The organism is Bacillus sp. FSL M7-1020 (assembly GCF_038050415.1).
In the GTDB taxonomy this organism is placed as follows: Bacteria; Bacillota; Bacilli; order Bacillales; family Bacillaceae_G; genus Bacillus_A; species Bacillus_A toyonensis.
The window spans coordinates 2,544,184-2,564,124 of record NZ_JBBOTW010000001.1; the positions used below are offsets into that span (position 1 = coordinate 2,544,184).

Here is a 19,941-nt window from a genome sequence, read left to right on the forward strand (position 1 = left end):
AAGACTTCAAGAAATTTATCTTTTTAATGTTGTACTTTTTTTACAAATAAACATAGCCATTTCAGTATAGAACGACTTTACTTTATTATTTTCAAATAGAATATGAAAGTATTCCTTCATTTCGTTTGGTGTTTTCATCATACACTCTGTTAATTTTTCACGCTTTTGCATAGGTACTTCCAGCATGTCACACCACCAGTCGAAATCAAACTTTTTATCGAAAGTGAAGCATGACTGCATTTGCAAACCATTTTTTTCTAATAAAGTAATCCATTCTGTCTTTTTCAAAGCTCTTTCATGACTCGGATCACGCTTTTTTTCTATAAAATTATAAAATGTATCATATTCATTATTTTCTGGCGAAACATTATCTATTAAAATAAATAATCCATCATCTTCTAACGTTCGATTTACTTCATAAATAAATCGCGTCGGATTTGTAAAATGATGTGCTGCAATCCTGCATGTAATTGTATCAAATGCTTTATCAGCAAATGGCAATTTTTCAGCATGTCCAACGATAAAAGATACATTGTCATGCCCATTACCTAAAATGAATTTTTTCGCATTCTCTAACATTTTTTCAGTTAAATCTAATGCAACTACTTCTTTAAACAATGGTGCTAATAAATTTGCAACATGTCCACCACCAGTAGCAATATCAAGAAGACGATTATTATGACGAGGTTCAACTTGTTGAACTACATATTGTAAATCCAGTCCTTTAGCATGAATTTTACTTTTTACATACTTTTCTGCATTATTACCAAACTGTTGTTTCATAAGCTCTTCCTTACTCATTTTATCATCTTCCTTCTATTGTTATTAATATATATGATTCATATAATAATTAAAGTTCTCTTTATGTATTTTCAAATCCTCTTTTCAGCTCACCTCTTGTAATACAGACAGACCATCGTCAAAATGATATGAATATTACTTTAAAACAAAAAAGGTTATGGGAACTAATCCCCTAACCCAACTAAATATCTATTACATTTTTATTTCCTCATATATATCTATGTAATATAAATCCTCTTTCAACTTCATAATAACTTCTACTTCATTATAAGTAGCCTCTCGAGCATGTAAACCAAATTGATTCATGCCAATCCATATCCATCCAGGTGTATGATGAAGTATATCGATATTAAAACCATCTAACTTAGTAAGCTCCGATTTAATAAATGTATCTTTAATAGCGATTTGTTTGTCTATTAAGCCATATTCTTTTCCATTTTCAAATAGCGATATAATTTTCCCTAAAATCGGATGTTCCCGAACAATAAAATGATATTCCCTTTCATCTACATTCGCCACAATCAAACGAAAATCAGATACATCAGTCCCAAAATTCGGCATATTCATTTTTTCACCCCCTTAATTAGCTTCACTAATATCATAACAAATGAATATTTAAATAAAGTTAATAAAATGTAAAAAATAAAAAAGCTGACTTCCCTTTAGGAATCAGCCTTTATATTTTAGTTACCTTTATACTTTTACAACCTATTACAATGTTTCCTTTTCCTCATCATTTCCAGAAACTAAATTTCCTATAGCATCTGCCGTTACTTCTACCACAAATTCACAAATACCTGCTACAACTTCTCCAATTACTTCATCCATCTTTTTCCCTCCTTATTTTATGTAACTTATTTGTAGTATAGAAGAGATTGGTTATTTTTAACTATCGGAAAAGGTGACAAAAACATTACAGATTTGTAAGCTATTTCAACATGTTAACATTTTTACTTCTACCTTTTGAAACCCAAAGTATGATTAACAGGTATATAGGCCACCATAATATAAAGCAAGTAATACATTCGATAGAGGAGGCGTGCAAAATCTATTACGTAAAATTAATTAAAGGAAAATCATTCTATGCGTTTGATCATCGTTACTTAGTGTCTGAAGAAGAAGAGGTTTCAGAAAAAATTTATAATTACTTACTACGTAATGAATTTTTCGAAGTTCGTAAAGAAGAATATTCTGCTTAATGTAGGAAGGGCATCAAGAAATAAACCACATACTCGTGGTTCTCTTCTTGATGCTTTTATATTATTCCCCTATATTCAACCCTATTCTATTACTATCTTCTAATATACGTCCAATCTAATCCGTCATTACCTTCATATTTTAATATATGAGGAGGTGACAACCATAACTCATATCATTGATTACCAAGCTATTCAGCCAATAAATAAAACTGACGCAACTACTTTTACAATTCCCGATTCCCCAAACAAAGCAATTCTAGCAAATATTGAATTAAAAATTCCAATAAAAGATTCACGTGATAATCGAGTAGAATTAATTGCTACAGTTGGAGTTAAAGGTATAACTGATATATCACAAATATTGTTTAGGGTTTTCCGTAACAACATTGAAATTTTCAACACACAAGTAAGTATTAGATCTACAGATTCTGAACAATATTACGTTGAAACATTTCAAACAATTAATAAAAATATAAGCTGTGGGATTCACGAATACACTTTAACTGTGGAAAATTTAACAAGTGCTGCAAGTGCAGATGTTATTGGCCCCCTCACCTTTAGTGCATTAGCAATTGGACAAGGTCATAATAGTTATTAAGCAACTCTATTTACAATAGTGTATTTTAGAAAAGTGAGACGTACTATTACGCTCTTGCTTTTTTTATTTTTTATATGTAATTAATTCAAAGTTCATTTTATTTTTAATGCTTATTTCATCAACTCATAAATCCAATTTTCGCCAAATCAAAAAGATTGAAATCCACTAATGAAACACGTAATATAGACTCTGACTCTAAAAAAGTTCGTAAAAAAATACTACATAAATAAGGAGGTTTTATATACGAGTTTTTCACTTTAAAAGACGGAGAGGTTTTACATTATGTGGCGTAATAAAAATGTTTGGATCGTTTTAATTGGGGAGTTTATTGCTGGTCTAGGTTTATGGCTTGGTATTCTTGGCAACTTAGAATTTATGCAAAAATATGTCCCTTCTGATTTTATGAAATCAGTTATATTATTTATCGGACTATTAGCAGGTGTTATCGTTGGTCCAATGGCTGGTCGGGTCATCGATCAGTATGATAAGAAAAAAGTTCTTCTTTATGCTGGGTTTGGTCGGGTTTTAAGTGTTATTTTTATGTTTTTCGCTATTCAATTTGAAAGTATAGCCTTTATGATCGCCTTTATGGTTGCACTTCAAATTTCAGCCGCATTTTATTTCCCTGCATTACAATCTGTAATTCCACTCATCGTACGTGAACATGAGTTATTACAAATGAACGGTGTACATATGAATGTTGGTACAATTGCTCGTATTGCAGGTACTTCACTAGGTGGAATTCTTTTAGTTGTAATGAGTTTACAATATATGTATGCCTTCTCAATGGCTGCATATGCTCTATTGTTCCTTTCAACTTTCTTTCTACAATTTGAAGATAAAAAATCAACAGTGCCAAGTAAACAGGCTGCAAAAGATAATAGTTTTATGGAAGTATTTCGTATTTTAAAAGGAATTCCTATTGCTTTCACAGCACTTATATTAAGTATCATCCCACTATTATTTATTGCTGGTTTTAATTTAATGGTTATTAACATTAGTGAAATGCAACATGATCCAACGATTAAAGGATTCATATATACAATTGAAGGTGTTGCATTTATGTTAGGTGCCTTCGTTATTAAACGTTTATCTGATTATTTTAAACCTGAAAAATTACTATATTTCTTCGCAGTTTGTACCGCTTTTGCACACCTTTCATTGTTCTTTAGCGATATAAAATGGATGGCTCTTACATCATTTGGTTTGTTTGGCTTTAGTGTCGGCTGTTTCTTCCCTATTATGTCGACAATTTTCCAAACGAAAGTAGAAAAAAGCTATCACGGCCGCCTCTTCTCATTCCGTAATATGTTTGAGAGAGTTATGTTCCAAATTGTCTTACTTGGAACTGGCTTCTTCTTAGATACGATTGGGTTGCAATATATGGTTCTCATCTTCGGAGTCGTTTCGTTGTTGATTATTTCTATTTCCCTTTCTAAACAGAAACATTATGAAAAACAACCTTCGCAATCTGCGAATTTATAACGTAAACATTATTGGGCATGGATTCAGTTTTATACTGGGCCATGCCTTTTTGTTTTATAAAAAACCATTTAATATGTTAAGTGAAACGATTTAAAGGAGTCCCCCTTTCGCTTTCGAATATAGTATATAAATAATAAATAAAGGAGTTGCGAAAATGTATGATGGCATGCAGTTATTTATTATCTTTATTTTTGTAATAGTTATATTTAGCATCCTAAACTTTTTAACCATTTCCCTTTCTCAACATAGCTTTAAAAGGCGAATTGTGGCAGGTTTCGTTTTCTTATTGTTAACTCCCATTGTCTTTTTGACTACTACAGCATTCGCTTCTATATTCGATAAAAGTGGATTTAGCGTAGGTACGTTAGCCTTTATTATTGCAAGTGTATATATTTTAAATGGAATAGTCATCCTACTTTCCTCCTCATTTATCCTCAAAAAGGCATAGCAAAAATTATACTGATAGGCATGAAAAACTAGTATTACGGTAAATTCATGTCTTTTATTTTTGCTATGCTTTTCCCAATTTTTATGTGAAATTAAGTAATTCTTTAAAAAAATTTAAACTTTATTTATTACAATATTTCTATCGTATTCGCACGTTTATTAGCCATAATAAGAAAGGAGCACAAAATGAAAAAATATCTACTTATATTTCCTATACTGATCGTTTTACTTAGTGGCTGCAACAAGAATGATATATACGGTTCTTGGGAAGTCGTTGACAATAAAAACGGTGAATGTCCTGTATATTATAAATTTGAAACAGTTGTCAAAAAAGAAAATAAAGAGGAAATTGTTCAAAATTTAGTAGAAATGCAAACTACAAATAAAAAAGAGGATTTATATAAAGGTTCATTTGTCAAAAATTCTAATGTATATCACATTGATTATGGCAACTCATTTACATCAGATCAAACTTTAAAGGTTGTCGATGATACATTATTAAATGTATATTTTTTGACAGCTGAAAAATTATGTACATATAAAAAGAAATGATTACATTTCAGATGAGACGCAGGAAATATTTTCTGCGTTATTTCACTTTAGAAAGCTTTCTCAAAAACATTTCCCTCTTTTTAATCTTTTAATTTGAATGTATAATTGCTTAATAATCTAAATAATTTCACTGTGAGGTGCTTATTATGAGAAGTTTAAGTTCCTTACTTATATCAACAATTTGTCCCGTCATCCTAATCCGCGTAGAAAGATATAATAGACATTTCAATTAACCATTCTAGCCTATATACAGCTTCCTCTTTCAAAATAGACTAACCCTTCCTCTAAATTTGTCAATCGTTTTAATTTTCATAAAAAAGTGATAAAATGTAAACATGTGTTTTCAGAATAATTAAATACGTAGAAAGAAAGCACTGTTTTTAGGAGGGGTTTTGATGACTTACACGTTAGCAACTAGAATGAAAGCATTCCAATCTTCTATATTTAGTGAATTAGGGGCCTATAAAAAAGAGAAAATTGCAGCAGGTCATAAAATGATTGATTTAAGTATCGGAAATCCTGATATGCCTCCTGCTGATTTCGTAAGAGAAGCAATGGTACATACAGCAAGTGAAAAAGAAAGCTATGGATACACATTAACAGGTATTCAAGAATTTCACGAAGCTGTAACTGAATATTACAATAACACTCATAACGTTATATTAAATGCTGAAAAAGAGATTTTATTATTAATGGGTTCACAGGATGGACTCGTTCATTTACCGATGGTTTATGCAAATCCAGGAGATATTATATTAGTTCCTGATCCAGGATATACAGCTTATGAAACAGGTATTCAAATGGCTGGTGCAACATCGTACTACATGCCATTAAAGAAAGAGAATGATTTCTTACCTAACTTACAAGTTATCCCTGAAGAGATCGCCGATAAAGCAAAGATGATGATTTTGAACTTCCCAGGGAATCCAGTTCCAGCAATGGCACATGAAGATTTCTTTAAAGAAGTAATCGCATTCGCGAAAAAACATAATATTATTGTTGTCCATGATTTTGCTTATGCTGAATTTTATTTCGATGGCAACAAACCAATTAGCTTCCTCTCTCTACCTGGTGCAAAAGAAGTTGGCGTAGAAATAAACTCTTTATCAAAAAGTTATAGTTTAGCAGGTAGCCGCATTGGTTATATGATTGGAAATGAGGAAATTGTCGGAGCGCTTACGCAATTTAAGTCTAATACAGATTACGGTGTATTTTTGCCTATTCAAAAAGCAGCATCTACAGCACTAAGAAATGGTGCGGAGTTTTGCGAGAAAAACCGCACCATTTATCAAGAACGTAGAGATACTTTAGTCAATGGGTTCCGAACGTTTGGCTGGAATGTCGATAAGCCAGCTGGCAGTATGTTCGTATGGGCTGAAATACCGAATGGATGGACTTCTCTAGAATTCGCTTATGCATTAATGGATCGTGCAAATGTCGTTGTAACACCAGGTCATGCATTCGGACCTCACGGAGAAGGCTTTGTACGTATTGCTCTTGTTCAAGATAAAGCGGTATTACAACAAGTCGTTGAAAACATTAGAAATAGCGGCATTTTTTCTCTTGAAATAATAGAGGAATTAGTTAAAAATTAGTTACTACTCCCCTGCTTAACTTTAGCAGGGGTATTATTTATTGGAGGTACTTTCATATGCACATTAAAGATACACTACCCCATCGTTATCCATTTTTAATGATTGATAAAGTAACAAGTATAAAACAAGGTGAATCCGTGACAGGATACAAACTCATTACAAATAACGAATGGTTTATAAATGATACGCAAAAACATATGCCTCATATGTTAATTGTAGAAGCACTTGCGCAGCTTAGTGCATTTGTAAATACAAGTGACTCTGAAGGATTAGGCTTTCTCTCCTCATTAGATGGAGTTGAGTTCCATGAGAAAGCATACCCTGGTGATAAACTTGATTTACATTATGAGCTAACACGTAACCGTCGAGGGTTTGTTCTCGGTACAGGTACGGCAACAGTTAACAGCCACCCTATTGTAACTATAAAAAAACTATTAATATATCAAGCAGATTAATCACTATTTGATCCGCCCGGGATATCTATCCCACGCCAATTGGGCTTATAAGATAAATATATTACGTAGTTAGGAGTAGGAAAATGGAAAGAACTATCGGTATCGATGCTGGAGGAACATTAACGAAAATTGCTTATATTAATGAAAAAAAGGAATTAGCTTTTGAAAAGTTTTATTCACATGAACAAGATAAAATTATGGATTGGCTTCAGAGCAATAATAGAATGAAACAAATATGTATTACAGGTGGTAAAGCGAAACTATTACAACAACTACTTTCGGATGCATATACAATAGTAGAGCTAAACGAATTTGAAGCTACTCTTGCAGGTGTACGATACATATTAAAAGAAGAAAAACATTCTATAAACAACTTTATTTTAACCAATATCGGTACAGGTACTTCTATCCATTACGTTTATAATGACCATTATATTCGAGCTGGAGGAACTGGAGTTGGCGGAGGTACTATTATGGGACTTTCAAAATTATTAACAAATATTGATCATTTTGAAGATGTAATCCCTCTTACAAACATAGGTTCTAGAAAAGAACTAGATATTACGGTGGGAGATATTTATGGTGGTATTCTCTCTCCTATTGATAATAGTTTAACTGCAAGCAATTTTGGTAAAGCCGCTATTACAGACTCAAATTATAATAGCTCAGATATAATCGCTACTGTACAAGGACTTGTCGGTGAAGTCGTTACTGCATTAAGCCTTCAATTCGCCGAAGCAAAAAACATTGACCATATTATTTATATTGGTTCGACTCTATGTAATAATGTACACCTTCAAAATATTATTAGTAGCTACACAAAATATCAAAATAAAACACCAATCTTTTTACAAGATGATGGTTATAGTGGTGCGATTGGCGCTTTACTTCATGCTACAAAATAAAGAGGCTGACTTTTGTCAGCTTTTTTGCAATGGTACTTCAAATTCAATAATTGACTCTTCGTTCTCTCCAATTCGCTCCACACTAATTCTATTAATCACACAATTTAATTTCTCATGAAAACTAGGAATACTTTTAACTACTTCAGCAGCTAGCTCAGCACTTTCTTTTCTCCCGACTGTTACATGCGGGATGTACGGAATGTCTTCTTTCAAAAACTGTAATAAAGGTCCTGTATACAGGATATTACGTAGATCTTCTATTTGTTCTTTCCCTTTTTCAACTCGTAAAAACAAATATGCTCCTTCACTCGTTATTTGATTCGCAAATTCAATTTCTATATTATATATCTTTTTTGACACATTCAAAATATGTAATTTCAACTCATCATTTGAAATAGGACTTTCAAACGGAAATACAATTGTAACATGCGGTGGGATTAATCCGAATAAAGGATTATGCTCTAGTCTAATGTCCTCTATTTCATGGATGGACATGTTGTTTAGAAAAAGTACAATGGTACGCATTTTTATATCCCCTACTTCCCCTTAATTTTTTATATTTATCATATTGTATGGCAGCCTGTACTTCAACAAATTGTTTTGCTTACATCTAAAAATAAAAAACTTCTCAAATGAGAAGTTTTCATATAGCAGGATTATTATTTTCCCGCCAAACTTTCCTAAATTTTATATAACAAGCAATTCTCCATGGAATAATATACGAAACGGCAACGACATAAAATAATAAACCAATCGTTTGTGGATCCAAATCAACAATATATTGCCTTGAACCGTATCTTAAAACAACAAGTGCAATAAAAGTAATTAGAAAAGCTGTGCTTTTTTTCGTATAAATATTCCCATCATCTCTTCGTTCGTAATTTGTTAAAATTATAAGTGGTACGGCGAAAAGAATCCCAATGCATGCTGCTAAAACCACTTGTAAAATAGCTGGATGTACGGGACCAAAAAACCATATTATCCCTGGCGTTAAAAATAGTAATGGCCACAAAATTCGTTTTCCTGTTCCTTTTATCGGTTTGTACATAGAACGGTAACGACGCCAAAATATTAGTAGTGCAATGCATACAAAGACGGTTATTAGTGAAGAAGTGTCTCCCATTTGTTTTTCCTACTCTCCCAAAATATATATTTAATTACACTTTAAATGGTTTGCTCAAATGATACTTTTCGAATAAATATACCGCTAGTCACGATATAGACGATAGTTAAAACAATTGAAATGACAATAAAGTATGGGATATCTATTAAAGATAGATTAGATGTAGAATTTAAATCCTGTATTCCTACTTCTGCATAAAGTACACTATTCAATGATATAAAAAATGTTCCGCCTATCATAAGACCAATCCACTTAAAACGTTTCTTAATCACTACTGCTACTTGAAAAAAAGTTGCAATTGTAACATACAATAATAGTTGTACAATAAACTGTTTAACTGAGTGTTCTCCTAAACTAATATTTACTGTTCTATACAATGTATTTTGTAAAATAATCACTTGAAGGAATGAGAAAACCGCAGCTTGTAATATGATATAGCAAACTGATCCAATGAAAAACTGTAATCTCGTTACTCCAAATGAAACTGCTAAACGAAACACATCATCCTGTATAATAAAAGTACTTACTACTATAAACAATGTAATTACAATCGAAGGATTATTTAATATATGTTGTAAAAATCCTTCTCTTATTTCTTTTAACTCCATTACACTTGTGATTCCTTTTATAAGTAAAGCTGTAATCCAAAATATTAAAATTGCTTTATAATGAAATTTTATATGTAACTTTAACTGCTTCATTATCATCGTCATTTCACTTCACCACCAGTTATATGAATAAATAGTTTTTGTAATGTAATTCTATCAACTACTAATCCCTCTTTTTCAACAGAATAATAATCTTCATTAGAAAGCTCTTCCCATATAACAGTAATACCTTTGTTCCCATAAACTTCTCGATTTAAAACTTTTTTATTAATTGAGAACTCATCCACTTTATCTTTTTTCCCCGAAATAATATGTCCTTGTTGTAATAAATCTTCCACTGATGATTGAACAACTAATCTTCCTTCTTTTATGATGATTATCTCTTCAATTACATGAGTTACTTCTTCTACTAAATGTGTTGATAATATAATTGTTCGAGGATGCTCACCATAATCTTCTAATAGTAAACTATAAAACAACTCACGATGCGCTGCGTCTAAACCTGTAGTTGGTTCATCAAAAATAGTAATTGGTGCTCTACTTGCTAGTCCTTGTATTATTCCAACGACTGTTTGCATACCATGTGATAGTTTATGGTATTTCTCTGTCATATTAAGCTGAAACTTATCAGCAAGTTTTTCAGCGTACTCTCCATCCCAATTTTTATAAAACATGCTACACATCTTAAAAATTTCTCTTACTTTATAACTTAAATGAGCTTCTTCTTTCACTCTAACAAAACAAATATTTTGCATCGCTTTACTATTTTCAAATACATTTTCACCTAATATTGATACATTTCCACTACTTGAAATAATTTGTCCTGCGAGTAAATTTAATAGTGTCGTTTTCCCTGCTCCGTTCCTTCCAAGCAAACCATATATTTTATGCTCTTCCAATGAAATAGTTACTTCATTTACAGCTATTTTCTTTTTATATTTTTTCGTTAAATCTTTCGTTTCAAGTGCAAACATTACGCTTTCCCCTCCTTCGTAATTTTTTGTATCATATCCATCAATTCGCCTTTTGATATTTCTAGTACTTTTGCTTCTTCCCACACTTTAGGTAAATACTCTGTCATAAAAGTATTTTGTCTTTTTTTTAGTACGACTTCTTTTGCTCCCTTTGCAACAAACATCCCGATCCCTCTCTTTTTATATAGAATCCCCTCATCTACTAATACATTTACCCCTTTAGCTGCAGTAGCTGGATTTATTTGTAACATCTTTGCAAATTGATTTGTCGATGGAACTTGTTCTTCTTCAAGCAATATATCTTTTAAAATATCAGATTCAATAGTTTCCGCAATTTGTAAGTATATTAACTTATTTTGTTCTAGAGTAGGTTTCACAATTTCACCACCTTAGGTTCATAGGTTCATTACTTATGTAATTAACCATATCACATTACAAATGTTTTTTCCATAAATTTCTTATACATAAAAAGGAATCATTCATTTAAGAATGATTCCCTAAAAAAACTCGTAGTTTCAACAATTATTCCAACTGCTTCACTGGATATTTAGCAAATAAAGATTGCCTAAAATCTTTATCATTCACAAGCATTTTAATTTTTTCTTCATTGCCCTTAAAAAACTTTATAACTTTATTTTTATCCCATATATCTTTTTCTTTTGGAAAATCATCGAATTTCCTATGCAAAATTGATAACATTTCTTCCCTCGTTATCTTAAAGTTTTTATTTTCTATTTGAAACTCATACGCTTTTGCATTTGGTACTAAAATCACTAGATATATAGCATTAAAGAGAAAATTCTTCTTCATCGTATCCTTCCCATCAAACCAATACGTCTCAATCATTTCTTCTGTAAGAGTCCCACTCTCTTTTACGCCATAGTTCACTTTTATACTTTCATTTTCTAAACTTATACTTTGAACTGTTCCACCACCGGGTAAATTTTTAACAATTGCAACCACATCTGAATTATTACCAACGTACGTTCCAGTATATTTCTTAAAATCATCTGACCTAACATCAGATATATCTTTTATTCTTTCTCCGTTAGAACAAGCCGTCATAAATAAAAAAATTGTTAGCATAACGAGCACATTACGATGCATATATTTCATTTAGCATCCCCCATTTTTATCGATATTTCGTTACTTACTATACTGCTTTTCAAATCCCTTTTAAATATAAGCATTTTAATCAAAATTAAAAATTTTCAATTTTTAGGTTTACAATTATCCATTAATTGTATATAATTACTAACGTAAGAAAAAAATTCTAAAAGGAGGTCGAAGAAAATGATGAAATTACAATTACATGCATTAACTTTTGCGTTAGCTGCACCTTTGTTTTTCGGACAATTGAATATGAATTCGACCACCCTAATGGAGAATTGAAGATCGTATATTATTTCTTTTAATTCATAAATTCGCCACAGGAGGTCGTATACTTTCCTGTGGCTTTTTCACGCCCAGCCGTAGGAGAACTGTATCTTCCTGTGGTTTTTTTGTGCGGTTTTTTAGTCTCTTACATTATTTTTTAAAGAAAGGAGCAACATTCAATGACTATTAGCGTATTGTTTTTAAGTATTACGATTCAAAGAAATAGACGTTCCAATACGGAACTGCTTCATAATGCGCGAATTCAAAAAGCTATGGATGATGTTAAGGAGCGCCAAGTGCTTTATTGTGATCACCTGTAATTCCTTTTCGAAAGGAGGAATTCATTTATGACTTTTCATGTTTTCTTTTTTACGACTGCACTTCAGAAAAACACTTTATCTGAAGATGAAATCATTCGTAAACAACAAGTAAAACAAACAACTGATAAAATAACTGACATTAAAATTTCATACTATACACAAATGTATTAAAAATATATTTTAAAGGAGCAATATCTTCATGAAATTTAAAGCATTCTTTTTAACCATTACCATTCAAAAACGTAAGCTTTCACAAAATGAGGTTTTACACGATCAACACGTTCAAACTACTATGGACGAAGTAAAAGAGCTTCAATCTTCTTTTTACAATCGTCTGTTCTAAATAAATCCTAAAGGGGTAATAATTCAATGAAATTTAAAGCATTCTTTTTAACCATTACCATTCAAAAGCGTAAACTTTCACAAAATGAGGTTTTACACGATCAACACGTTCAAACTACTATGGACGAAGTAAAAGAGCTTCAATCTTCTTTTTACAATCGTCTGTTCTAAATAACTTATAAAGGGGTAAAAATCTAATGAAATTTAAAGTATTCTATTTAACCATTACCATTCAAAAACATAATTTTTCTGAAACTGAAATGCTTCACGAACGTCAAATTAATCAAGCTATGGATTATGTAAAAGAAAGACAGAGTCATTACTGTAGTCATTTGTAATTCCCATTTGAAAGGAGGAATTCACATATGAAGTTTCACCTTTTCTTTTTAACTATTACGATTCAAAAAGAAACGATTTCTCAAAATGAATTAAAACAAGAGCAACAGTATAAACAAATTATTGATGAAATTCGTGATTGTAAAAGTAAATATTACACTCACCTATAGTTTATATGAATTAACTTGAAAGGAGTCGATTATGATGTTGATAGTACGGTGTAAAGAAATGATTTGGATAGTTCAGAGGGATTCCACATAGTTTTATAGACCTTAAATCCCACAAGTTTACCGTTAAATTTGATATATAAAAAACATATAATAAAATCGCATTAATACACTTTTTTATATTGATTAACAAACGAAAGATACACCACTTAAAAAGCGGTGTATCTTCCTCAACATATACTATTTTCGATTATTTCGTTTCGTTTTAAACAATCTTACTAAGTTTGAAACAACTGTTTTTGTTACTGCATAAACTGGTACTGCTAAAATCATTCCGATAATTCCCGCGAAATTACCTACCCCTAAAATTAAGATAATAATTGTTAACGGGTGAATATTTAATTTCGAACTCATAATACGTGGTGAAATAATATTACTTTCAAACTGTTGTACTATTGTAACAATAATAATTACGTACAATGCTTGCATCGGAGATACGAACAAACCTACAATAACAGCTGGTGCCGCACCGATAAATGGACCTAAGTTAGGAATGATATTTGTAAATGCTGCAATAATTCCTAAAACAAAAGCGTACGGTAAATCGATAATTAAATAACCGATGAAAGTAAAAGCACCAACAAATATACAAACGAGCGCTTGCCCTTGAATATATGCAGATAACGTTTCATTCGTTTCCTTTATGATACGAAGTCCTTCTTCACGGTAAGACTCTGGTAATAAGCTAACCGCTTTTCCTGGAAAGGCATGCCCATCTTTAAACATGTAAAATAAAATGAACGGTACTGTAAAGATAACTAACGCAACGTTCGTGATGATACCAAATAAAGCCGTTGCACTCGACGTAATTGTATTTGGTATATCCTTTAAGTATTCAATTGCATTTTTTTCAATTGTTTCAATGGAAACGTAATTTTGTGTAGATAACCATTCAAACAATCTGTGATGTGATAAATCTTGTATGTATACTTTTCCCTCTTTTATATACCCTGGCATATTTTTCACTAAATCCATTAACTGTTGTGAAATCGTCGGAACAACTACTCCAACGCCAACCGCAGTTAATGTGATGATAAAAAGATATAACAGTAGAATCGCTAAATTTCTAGGTACTTTTTTATTCTCCAAAAAGACTAATACAGGATTAAATATGAAGTATAAAAAAAGCGCGATTAAGATTGGGAAAAACAATGTTGATATGAAGATACCAATCGGTTGAAATAGAAACGATATTTTTGTGCAAATAAATATGATTCCTACAACCATTAGCACTTCTAATGTCCAAAAGTGCACTTTCGATTTCAAACAAACGTCCTCCTTTAAACTAGCACTTCTCTTTATTGTACCAAATTAAACTTTAATTTCACATAATATTTTCCTTTACAATATTCCAAAATACCAATAAATACACTACAATGAGAATACATACAAATTTGCAGGTAAAGGTGATAAAAATGACACAATGCATCATTTGCAGAAAAGATACGAAAGAACTGAGTGAACAATATGTCATCCCAGAAATATTATGTGGCTATTATTTCACAAACTCAATTTGTGATACTTGTCATGAACAAATGACAACAAATATTGATCGCCCTTTAATTAGGCATAAATTAAGTCAATTTAAGATTGAGCAAATGAAAAAACAAATCGACTCCCCTCTCTATACAAATGAGCATGGTGAGGAACTTGCGGCGGCTGAAACAGATGTTGTTGAAGTAAGTGATGAAATACTTTATTCCAATGCATTAATTATGAAACTATGTAAAAAGCACGATATTTCTCTACATAATGAAATTTGGAAAGAAGAACGTGTAACGAAAGTAGCTAGCTCTATTCAACGTGAATTACTTTTAGATAACCGTAAATACAAAATGAGCGTATTAAAAATGGCTTACGCTTTCGCTGTACAAACAATTGATGGCTACTTTGAAGATCCAGATGCAATTGATATTTCTAATATTCTATCAAATGCCGATTTCATGGAATTAAAAGAAAAGAGTATTGTTCGTGACTTAAGCAAAAGTTCATTATGGAATACATTAAATACAAATAGTGAAAACCATTACTTTATTTTACTTAGCGATAAAGACGGCCTATTCTGCTTCATTCGTTTGTTTGACATCTTTGATGTTGTCGTTCATTTATCAGAAAAGCGATATGAACTTGCATCGCCAATTGTCGGCGTAAATAATGTGAATAAGCAAGAATTTTATGTCCAAACTTTAAAACAGTATATGGATGGGTTATTTAAAGAAACATCATCTACTATTTAATCAAAATCAGAACATACGGTCTCCTTTCTTCATGAAAAGACACTGTGTTATAATGAGTATGAAAAGAACAATACAATCACATAAACTAATTATAAATTGTATATAAATAAAAAAGACTAGTGTGCGGCTACACACTAGTCCACGTAACTTAGCAGATTGGATTGTTCACTTATCCTATTTGTTTCTTACAAACAAAACAACCCACATTCTATTGGCTTAGGTGGGTTGTTATTTTTTGAGCTTGTCTATTAAAACAACGACGAACGTTAACAATGCAACGAGAAACAGTCCACCCTGCAGTAGCAACGCTATTTCACTCATGTATTATCACCCCCCTCCTATTCGGAGAAGTGATAATTGAACAGCCAACCGTACCTTAAGTTACTATTTAATTTTACCATATTTTCTGATAGTTTACGATGAAAACCCGCATGCGAATCGCTTGCGGGTTTTTTCTCATTATTTTTTTAATGCAAATGCATCAGCTATCATTTCACCAACAATTTTATTTTCTTGTTTCTTCTCATCTTTCAATAAAGGGAATAACAGTTCTGCCACTTCATATGCCTCTTCTAAATGAGGATATCCCGATAAAACAAATGTATCAATTCCTAACGCTTCATATTCTTTTATTCTTTCCGCTACCGTTTGCGGATCTCCTACAAGTGCAGTGCCTGCACCACCTCTTACAAGTCCGATTCCAGCCCATAAGTTTGGGCTTATCTCTAACGACTCCCTTGTTCCTTTATTTAAATATGTCATCCGTTTTTGGCCAACTGAATCATATCTTGCAAATGTCTTTTGAGCAAGCTCAATCGTTTGATTATCTACATATTGAATTAAACGTTCTGCCTCTTCCCATGCTTCTTCTTCTGTTTCTCTTACAATTACGTGCAACCTGATACCGAATCGTACCGTACGCCCCTTCTCTTCTGCAAGTTTTCTTACTTCCTCTATTTTCTCTTTTACTTGCTGAGGTGGCTCTCCCCACGTTAAATATACATCACTATGTTCAGCTGCAACTTCTTTTCCAGCAGCTGATGACCCTCCGAAATATATAGGAGGATACGGTGTTTGGACTGGCGGGAACACGACTTTACTTTCTGTAACTTTAATATGTTTTCCTTCTAATGAGATCGTTTCACCTTGCAAGGTCGATTTCCAAACTTTTAAAAATTCATCCGCTGCTTCATACCTTTCGTCATGTTCAAGATACAATCCATCTCCTTGTAGTTCAACGGGATCTCCTCCAGCTACTACATTAATAAGTAATCGACCATCTGAAATTCTATCAAATGTAGATGCCATCCTCGCTGCAACTGTAGGTGACATTAATCCTGGTCTCACTGCTACTAAAAATTTTAGTTTTTCTGTTTCAGCAGCAAGAGCTGAAGCTAACACCCAAGGGTCTTCACATCCTTGACCAGTTGGAAGTAAAACACCCGTATATCCTAAATAATCAGCCGCCTCAGCAACTTGTTTATAATAACCATACTCAGCTGCTCTTCCTCGTTTTGTCGTTCCTAAATATCGACCATCTCCATAAGCCGGAATAAACCATAATATTTCCATACTCTTGCACACCCCTTATTTATTTTGAAACGCAAACTAAAAATCTGTATATAAATTACCCCTAATAATTTACATATTAATTCCCTGTCTCACCTTTAAAACTATCTCGCCACCTTAAAAACTTCACTTCTAGTAAACGGAAGAGTGAATCAGAAAACTTCCCGACGAATGCAAAGATTATAATACCGACAAATACGATATCTGTATTTGAAAATTGCCTTGCATCCATAATCATATAACCGATACCTTCTGTAGATCCCATAAGTTCTGCTACTACTAAACTCACCCATGCAACACCTAACGATAACCTTGCTCCTAGTAAAAGGTTAGGCAATGCAGCTGGTAAAATTAGTTTCGTAATTAATTTTCGTTTATTAAACTCTAATACTCTCGCAACATCAAATAACTTTGAGTCTACACCTCGTATCCCTAAAAACGCATTTACGTATAAAGGAAAAAATGCACCGTCCGCAATTAATAATACTTTCGATGTTTCGCCAAAACCAAACCATAATACGAAAAGCGGCGCAACAGCTAAATGAGGTACAGTTCTTAACATTTGCACAGATGGATCTAAATATTGCTCACTTCTCGTTGAAAATCCAACAATCGTTCCTAAAATAACCCCTAAGCCCCCGCCAATAAAGAAACCAGCTGCGGCCCTGAATACACTAATACTTAAATGGCCGAATAACTCTCCTGTTTTAATAAGCTCTTGGAAAGCTAGAAAAATATCTAATGGTGTTGGTAAAACTGTTTTAGTGACAAGACCGAATACGCCAGCCAACTGCCAAATTATTAATATAATAACCGGTATAGTAATCGCCCTTACTAAAACTTTTATATTTAACTTCCGCACCTTCTTTACGCTGTTTTTCTCAATCATTATACTCGCTGATTTCATAACAGCTTTCGTATTTTCCACTTTACAAAACCTCTTTTCACTTCGCTTTCAACGCTTTTTCTACGAAAGAATTATCTACAACTTTTTCCGTCTTAATTTCTTTCTTTATAGAACCGAGCTTATATTGAAATTTCGCTGTCTTTTGTTGCTCTGCTATTATTTCCTTCGTTACCGGAACTAAAATTGGTTTGTCGTGATTAAAAACTTCTTTTACGATTTCCGCATCTATCTTTTTTACAGAAGTGTATACTTTTATTGCTTCATCTAAGTTAGCATCTTGCCATACACGTGCTTTCTCATAAACTTTGAGAAATTTCTCAACTAATTCTGGATGTTCTTTCGCAAATTTTGTTCTCGTAATTAAAAATTCTGGTGAAGAGACATCTAATGTTTCACCATCTGCAATCACTTTCGCGCCCTTATTTACCGTATGTAACGAAATAAATGGATCCCAAATCGCCCATGCATCTACTGATCCTGATTCGAATGCAGGCTGCGCTTCATCTGGTTGTAATTGAATGACATTTACATCTTTTGCATCAATACCTTCTTTATCAAGTGCTCGATATAATAAATTAAAGGCACTACTTCCTTTTGCTACTGCAATTTTTTTACCTTTTAAATCTTTTATACTCGCAATCTTGCTATCTTTTTGAACGAGAATTCCAGTTCCTTTTCTCGCATAACTTGTATTGGCGATTTCGGTAAATCCAATACCTGCTGCTTGCGCTGAAATGACTGGAGAATTCCCTACTTCACCAAAATCTAATCGGTTTGATGCGATTGCTTCAAAATAAGGAGGTCCACTTTGGAACTCTGTCCATTTCACTTTAACTCCTTCTTTTTTAAACTCCTCTTCAAACCACCCCTTTTTCTTTGCTAGTAATAGTGGACTTAATCCTTGCTGTATACCAATTTGTATTGTTACATCTTCTTTCTTACTACTTGCTGTACTTTTTTCGCATCCTAATAAAAATACTGATATAGCTAAAGCAAAAGAAAGAACTATAAATTTTTTATACATATAAAATCACCCTTTTCCTATATACTTGTTTGAATCAATCCCCCATATTCAAACTGCTGTAATACTTTCGTTCGAAGTTGTTGGAACGATTGTGAAGTTTTATTTCGCGGATAAGGCAACTTATTTTCAATCACTTTATGTATTTCCCCTGGTTTTGCACTCATAATGATGATTCGGTTTGAAAGATATATCGCTTCATCTATATCATGTGTAACGAATATCATTGTTGTTTTCTTCTGCTCCCAAATATTTAGCAATACTTCTTGTAAATGACTTCGAGTAAACGCATCCAGCGCTCCAAAAGGTTCATCAAGTAATAATACATTCGGATCTCTTAACAAAGCTCTTGCTATCGCAACACGTTGTGACATCCCACCTGAAATTTCTTTCGGATACGATTTTTCAAAGCCATCTAACCGAACGATTTCAACCCATTCTCTCACTTTATCTTTCACATACTTATCTTTTAACGACAAATCTGCCGCTATATTTTCTTCAACTGTTAACCATGGAAAAAGCCTATGTTCTTGAAAAATAAAACCTTGTTTCTTACTTGGTTTTACGATGCGCTCGCCATCAATAGCAACTTTCCCTTCAAAATCATTATCTAAACCTGCAACAATTTTTAATAATGTACTTTTTCCGCACCCACTCGGACCAATTATTGTAACAAAATCCCCTTTCTCTAATTGAAAATTAATATTCTCTAATACTTGAACACTACCTACCGCTTTCGCAAACTTCTTAGATACCCCTTTAATTGAAACTGTCACACGTTCACCCTCCCTACTATGAATCATTTGGATTAATTGATTATGCTGTTATGTAACTAATAAAAAAACCAAAGGCATTTTATCAAT

Annotated in this window: 29 protein-coding genes; 15 read left to right on the plus strand and 14 right to left on the minus strand. The window is 32.5% G+C overall.

Features of this window, described 5'->3' with window-relative positions; genetic code table 11:
* Positions 1 to 15: 15 nt before the first annotated feature.
* Together MHB70_RS12965 and MHB70_RS12970 are read right to left on the minus strand one after the other, a co-directional pair.
* Positions 16 to 801 (minus strand): class I SAM-dependent methyltransferase, encoded by a 786-nt coding sequence (locus MHB70_RS12965; RefSeq protein WP_000031294.1) that lies wholly within the window; start codon positions 799 to 801, stop codon positions 16 to 18.
* A gap of 192 nt (positions 802 to 993) precedes the next feature.
* Positions 994 to 1,362 carry a hypothetical protein gene (locus tag MHB70_RS12970; protein WP_033657361.1) on the minus strand — a complete coding sequence of 123 codons (369 nt, stop codon included), beginning with the start codon at positions 1,360 to 1,362 and terminating at the stop codon, positions 994 to 996.
* A 485-nt stretch (positions 1,363 to 1,847) separates the two neighbouring features.
* On the opposite strand from MHB70_RS12970, the gene MHB70_RS12975 reads away from it, so the two are divergent.
* From MHB70_RS12975 to coaW, 8 genes are all read left to right on the plus strand, one after another.
* Positions 1,848 to 2,000 (plus strand): YqbF domain-containing protein, encoded by a 153-nt coding sequence (locus tag MHB70_RS12975; protein ID WP_073990761.1) that lies wholly within the window; start codon positions 1,848 to 1,850, stop codon positions 1,998 to 2,000.
* 163 nt (positions 2,001 to 2,163) lie between these two features.
* A complete protein-coding gene (locus MHB70_RS12980; RefSeq protein ID WP_033657360.1) occupies positions 2,164 to 2,598 on the plus strand; it encodes a hypothetical protein in 435 nt (144 codons plus the stop codon).
* Positions 2,599 to 2,880: 282 nt separating this feature from the next.
* Positions 2,881 to 4,083: an MFS transporter gene (locus tag MHB70_RS12985; RefSeq protein ID WP_000269231.1), complete on the plus strand. Its 1,203-nt coding sequence runs from the start codon at positions 2,881 to 2,883 to the stop codon at positions 4,081 to 4,083.
* Between the two features lie 154 nt (positions 4,084 to 4,237).
* The gene (locus MHB70_RS12990; protein ID WP_002093668.1) at positions 4,238 to 4,531 is read left to right on the plus strand and encodes a hypothetical protein; all 294 of its coding nucleotides are present in this window, start codon (positions 4,238 to 4,240) and stop codon (positions 4,529 to 4,531) included.
* A gap of 185 nt (positions 4,532 to 4,716) precedes the next feature.
* A complete protein-coding gene (locus tag MHB70_RS12995) occupies positions 4,717 to 5,082 on the plus strand; it encodes a hypothetical protein (RefSeq protein WP_000760383.1) in 366 nt (121 codons plus the stop codon).
* 395 nt (positions 5,083 to 5,477) lie between these two features.
* Positions 5,478 to 6,677: an LL-diaminopimelate aminotransferase gene (locus MHB70_RS13000; protein WP_000222655.1), complete on the plus strand. Its 1,200-nt coding sequence runs from the start codon at positions 5,478 to 5,480 to the stop codon at positions 6,675 to 6,677.
* 56 nt (positions 6,678 to 6,733) lie between these two features.
* Positions 6,734 to 7,132, plus strand: a complete 399-nt coding sequence (locus MHB70_RS13005; protein ID WP_000547668.1) for a 3-hydroxyacyl-ACP dehydratase FabZ family protein — start codon at positions 6,734 to 6,736, stop codon at positions 7,130 to 7,132.
* 83 nt (positions 7,133 to 7,215) lie between these two features.
* Positions 7,216 to 8,037 (plus strand): type II pantothenate kinase, encoded by an 822-nt coding sequence (gene coaW / locus MHB70_RS13010; RefSeq protein WP_000442513.1) that lies wholly within the window; start codon positions 7,216 to 7,218, stop codon positions 8,035 to 8,037.
* A 15-nt stretch (positions 8,038 to 8,052) separates the two neighbouring features.
* Here coaW and MHB70_RS13015 read toward each other — a convergent pair whose 3' ends face one another.
* The 6 genes from MHB70_RS13015 to MHB70_RS13040 form a co-directional block, all read right to left on the minus strand.
* Positions 8,053 to 8,562, minus strand: coding sequence for a 2'-5' RNA ligase family protein (locus tag MHB70_RS13015; protein ID WP_001259265.1), 510 nt, complete (start codon positions 8,560 to 8,562; stop codon positions 8,053 to 8,055).
* A 118-nt stretch (positions 8,563 to 8,680) separates the two neighbouring features.
* On the minus strand, positions 8,681 to 9,160 hold the full coding sequence (locus MHB70_RS13020; protein WP_000502991.1) for a CcdC family protein: 480 nt from the start codon (positions 9,158 to 9,160) through the stop codon (positions 8,681 to 8,683).
* 41 nt (positions 9,161 to 9,201) lie between these two features.
* Positions 9,202 to 9,873 carry a DUF4052 family protein gene (locus MHB70_RS13025; RefSeq protein WP_000177830.1) on the minus strand — a complete coding sequence of 224 codons (672 nt, stop codon included), beginning with the start codon at positions 9,871 to 9,873 and terminating at the stop codon, positions 9,202 to 9,204.
* On the minus strand, positions 9,870 to 10,742 hold the full coding sequence (locus MHB70_RS13030) for an ATP-binding cassette domain-containing protein (RefSeq protein WP_000457684.1): 873 nt from the start codon (positions 10,740 to 10,742) through the stop codon (positions 9,870 to 9,872). Before MHB70_RS13030 ends, MHB70_RS13025 begins: the two co-directional genes overlap by 4 nt.
* Positions 10,742 to 11,119 (minus strand): GntR family transcriptional regulator, encoded by a 378-nt coding sequence (locus tag MHB70_RS13035; protein ID WP_000805198.1) that lies wholly within the window; start codon positions 11,117 to 11,119, stop codon positions 10,742 to 10,744. The genes MHB70_RS13030 and MHB70_RS13035 overlap by 1 nt, the downstream gene beginning before the upstream one ends.
* Positions 11,120 to 11,264: 145 nt before the next feature.
* Positions 11,265 to 11,858, minus strand: a complete 594-nt coding sequence (locus MHB70_RS13040) for a DUF4825 domain-containing protein (protein ID WP_000876550.1) — start codon at positions 11,856 to 11,858, stop codon at positions 11,265 to 11,267.
* Between the two features lie 440 nt (positions 11,859 to 12,298).
* Between MHB70_RS13040 and MHB70_RS13045 the strand changes: the two genes are divergently transcribed.
* From MHB70_RS13045 to MHB70_RS13070, 6 genes are read left to right on the plus strand one after another with little or no spacing between them, the layout of a single operon-like run.
* Positions 12,299 to 12,439: a YrzI family small protein gene (locus tag MHB70_RS13045; protein ID WP_000156182.1), complete on the plus strand. Its 141-nt coding sequence runs from the start codon at positions 12,299 to 12,301 to the stop codon at positions 12,437 to 12,439.
* Between the two features lie 27 nt (positions 12,440 to 12,466).
* Positions 12,467 to 12,610: a YrzI family small protein gene (locus MHB70_RS13050; protein ID WP_000142746.1), complete on the plus strand. Its 144-nt coding sequence runs from the start codon at positions 12,467 to 12,469 to the stop codon at positions 12,608 to 12,610.
* Between the two features lie 28 nt (positions 12,611 to 12,638).
* The gene (locus MHB70_RS13055; protein WP_000668979.1) at positions 12,639 to 12,782 is read left to right on the plus strand and encodes a YrzI family small protein; all 144 of its coding nucleotides are present in this window, start codon (positions 12,639 to 12,641) and stop codon (positions 12,780 to 12,782) included.
* 26 nt (positions 12,783 to 12,808) lie between these two features.
* Positions 12,809 to 12,952 carry a YrzI family small protein gene (locus tag MHB70_RS13060; protein ID WP_000668979.1) on the plus strand — a complete coding sequence of 48 codons (144 nt, stop codon included), beginning with the start codon at positions 12,809 to 12,811 and terminating at the stop codon, positions 12,950 to 12,952.
* A 26-nt stretch (positions 12,953 to 12,978) separates the two neighbouring features.
* Positions 12,979 to 13,119 carry a YrzI family small protein gene (locus MHB70_RS13065; protein ID WP_000669820.1) on the plus strand — a complete coding sequence of 47 codons (141 nt, stop codon included), beginning with the start codon at positions 12,979 to 12,981 and terminating at the stop codon, positions 13,117 to 13,119.
* A 27-nt stretch (positions 13,120 to 13,146) separates the two neighbouring features.
* Positions 13,147 to 13,287 (plus strand): YrzI family small protein, encoded by a 141-nt coding sequence (locus MHB70_RS13070; protein WP_000668494.1) that lies wholly within the window; start codon positions 13,147 to 13,149, stop codon positions 13,285 to 13,287.
* A gap of 237 nt (positions 13,288 to 13,524) precedes the next feature.
* On the opposite strand, the gene MHB70_RS13075 is transcribed toward MHB70_RS13070, so the two are convergent.
* The gene (locus MHB70_RS13075) at positions 13,525 to 14,610 is read right to left on the minus strand and encodes an AI-2E family transporter (protein WP_000837897.1); all 1,086 of its coding nucleotides are present in this window, start codon (positions 14,608 to 14,610) and stop codon (positions 13,525 to 13,527) included.
* A 149-nt stretch (positions 14,611 to 14,759) separates the two neighbouring features.
* On the opposite strand from MHB70_RS13075, the gene MHB70_RS13080 reads away from it, so the two are divergent.
* Positions 14,760 to 15,581 (plus strand): HNH endonuclease, encoded by an 822-nt coding sequence (locus tag MHB70_RS13080; RefSeq protein ID WP_000189690.1) that lies wholly within the window; start codon positions 14,760 to 14,762, stop codon positions 15,579 to 15,581.
* Positions 15,582 to 15,809: 228 nt separating this feature from the next.
* Here MHB70_RS13080 and MHB70_RS13085 read toward each other — a convergent pair whose 3' ends face one another.
* The 5 genes from MHB70_RS13085 to MHB70_RS13105 form a co-directional block, all read right to left on the minus strand.
* Entirely contained in the window at positions 15,810 to 15,902 is a 93-nt protein-coding gene (locus tag MHB70_RS13085) for a putative holin-like toxin (RefSeq protein ID WP_001289320.1), read from the minus strand.
* Positions 15,903 to 16,040: 138 nt separating this feature from the next.
* Positions 16,041 to 17,153: an FMNH2-dependent alkanesulfonate monooxygenase gene (gene ssuD, locus MHB70_RS13090; RefSeq protein WP_000404867.1), complete on the minus strand. Its 1,113-nt coding sequence runs from the start codon at positions 17,151 to 17,153 to the stop codon at positions 16,041 to 16,043.
* A gap of 76 nt (positions 17,154 to 17,229) precedes the next feature.
* Entirely contained in the window at positions 17,230 to 18,078 is an 849-nt protein-coding gene (locus MHB70_RS13095; RefSeq protein ID WP_061529394.1) for an ABC transporter permease, read from the minus strand.
* Positions 18,079 to 18,094: 16 nt separating this feature from the next.
* Positions 18,095 to 19,081 (minus strand): aliphatic sulfonate ABC transporter substrate-binding protein, encoded by a 987-nt coding sequence (locus tag MHB70_RS13100; RefSeq protein WP_000276900.1) that lies wholly within the window; start codon positions 19,079 to 19,081, stop codon positions 18,095 to 18,097.
* A 17-nt stretch (positions 19,082 to 19,098) separates the two neighbouring features.
* On the minus strand, positions 19,099 to 19,854 hold the full coding sequence (locus MHB70_RS13105) for an ABC transporter ATP-binding protein (protein WP_061529393.1): 756 nt from the start codon (positions 19,852 to 19,854) through the stop codon (positions 19,099 to 19,101).
* Positions 19,855 to 19,941 lie beyond the last annotated feature (87 nt).

What these genes read in the sequence shown, in the direction of transcription:
- MHB70_RS12965 (WP_000031294.1), bottom strand. Translation starts at nt 801, where the DNA reads ATGAGTAAGGAAGAGCTTATGAAACAACAGTTTGGTAATAATGCAGAA.
- MHB70_RS12970 (WP_033657361.1), bottom strand. Translation starts at nt 1,362, where the DNA reads ATGCCGAATTTTGGGACTGATGTATCTGATTTTCGTTTGATTGTGGCG.
- MHB70_RS12985 (WP_000269231.1), top strand. Translation starts at nt 2,881, where the DNA reads ATGTGGCGTAATAAAAATGTTTGGATCGTTTTAATTGGGGAGTTTATT.
- MHB70_RS12990 (WP_002093668.1), top strand. Translation starts at nt 4,238, where the DNA reads ATGTATGATGGCATGCAGTTATTTATTATCTTTATTTTTGTAATAGTT.
- MHB70_RS12995 (WP_000760383.1), top strand. Translation starts at nt 4,717, where the DNA reads ATGAAAAAATATCTACTTATATTTCCTATACTGATCGTTTTACTTAGT.
- MHB70_RS13000 (WP_000222655.1), top strand. Translation starts at nt 5,478, where the DNA reads ATGACTTACACGTTAGCAACTAGAATGAAAGCATTCCAATCTTCTATA.
- MHB70_RS13005 (WP_000547668.1), top strand. Translation starts at nt 6,734, where the DNA reads ATGCACATTAAAGATACACTACCCCATCGTTATCCATTTTTAATGATT.
- coaW (WP_000442513.1), top strand. Translation starts at nt 7,216, where the DNA reads ATGGAAAGAACTATCGGTATCGATGCTGGAGGAACATTAACGAAAATT.
- MHB70_RS13015 (WP_001259265.1), bottom strand. Translation starts at nt 8,562, where the DNA reads ATGCGTACCATTGTACTTTTTCTAAACAACATGTCCATCCATGAAATA.
- MHB70_RS13020 (WP_000502991.1), bottom strand. Translation starts at nt 9,160, where the DNA reads ATGGGAGACACTTCTTCACTAATAACCGTCTTTGTATGCATTGCACTA.
- MHB70_RS13025 (WP_000177830.1), bottom strand. Translation starts at nt 9,873, where the DNA reads ATGACGATGATAATGAAGCAGTTAAAGTTACATATAAAATTTCATTAT.
- MHB70_RS13030 (WP_000457684.1), bottom strand. Translation starts at nt 10,742, where the DNA reads ATGTTTGCACTTGAAACGAAAGATTTAACGAAAAAATATAAAAAGAAA.
- MHB70_RS13040 (WP_000876550.1), bottom strand. Translation starts at nt 11,858, where the DNA reads ATGAAATATATGCATCGTAATGTGCTCGTTATGCTAACAATTTTTTTA.
- MHB70_RS13045 (WP_000156182.1), top strand. Translation starts at nt 12,299, where the DNA reads ATGACTATTAGCGTATTGTTTTTAAGTATTACGATTCAAAGAAATAGA.
- MHB70_RS13050 (WP_000142746.1), top strand. Translation starts at nt 12,467, where the DNA reads ATGACTTTTCATGTTTTCTTTTTTACGACTGCACTTCAGAAAAACACT.
- MHB70_RS13055 (WP_000668979.1), top strand. Translation starts at nt 12,639, where the DNA reads ATGAAATTTAAAGCATTCTTTTTAACCATTACCATTCAAAAACGTAAG.
- MHB70_RS13060 (WP_000668979.1), top strand. Translation starts at nt 12,809, where the DNA reads ATGAAATTTAAAGCATTCTTTTTAACCATTACCATTCAAAAGCGTAAA.
- MHB70_RS13065 (WP_000669820.1), top strand. Translation starts at nt 12,979, where the DNA reads ATGAAATTTAAAGTATTCTATTTAACCATTACCATTCAAAAACATAAT.
- MHB70_RS13070 (WP_000668494.1), top strand. Translation starts at nt 13,147, where the DNA reads ATGAAGTTTCACCTTTTCTTTTTAACTATTACGATTCAAAAAGAAACG.
- MHB70_RS13080 (WP_000189690.1), top strand. Translation starts at nt 14,760, where the DNA reads ATGACACAATGCATCATTTGCAGAAAAGATACGAAAGAACTGAGTGAA.
- MHB70_RS13085 (WP_001289320.1), bottom strand. Translation starts at nt 15,902, where the DNA reads ATGAGTGAAATAGCGTTGCTACTGCAGGGTGGACTGTTTCTCGTTGCA.
- ssuD (WP_000404867.1), bottom strand. Translation starts at nt 17,153, where the DNA reads ATGGAAATATTATGGTTTATTCCGGCTTATGGAGATGGTCGATATTTA.
- MHB70_RS13100 (WP_000276900.1), bottom strand. Translation starts at nt 19,081, where the DNA reads ATGTATAAAAAATTTATAGTTCTTTCTTTTGCTTTAGCTATATCAGTA.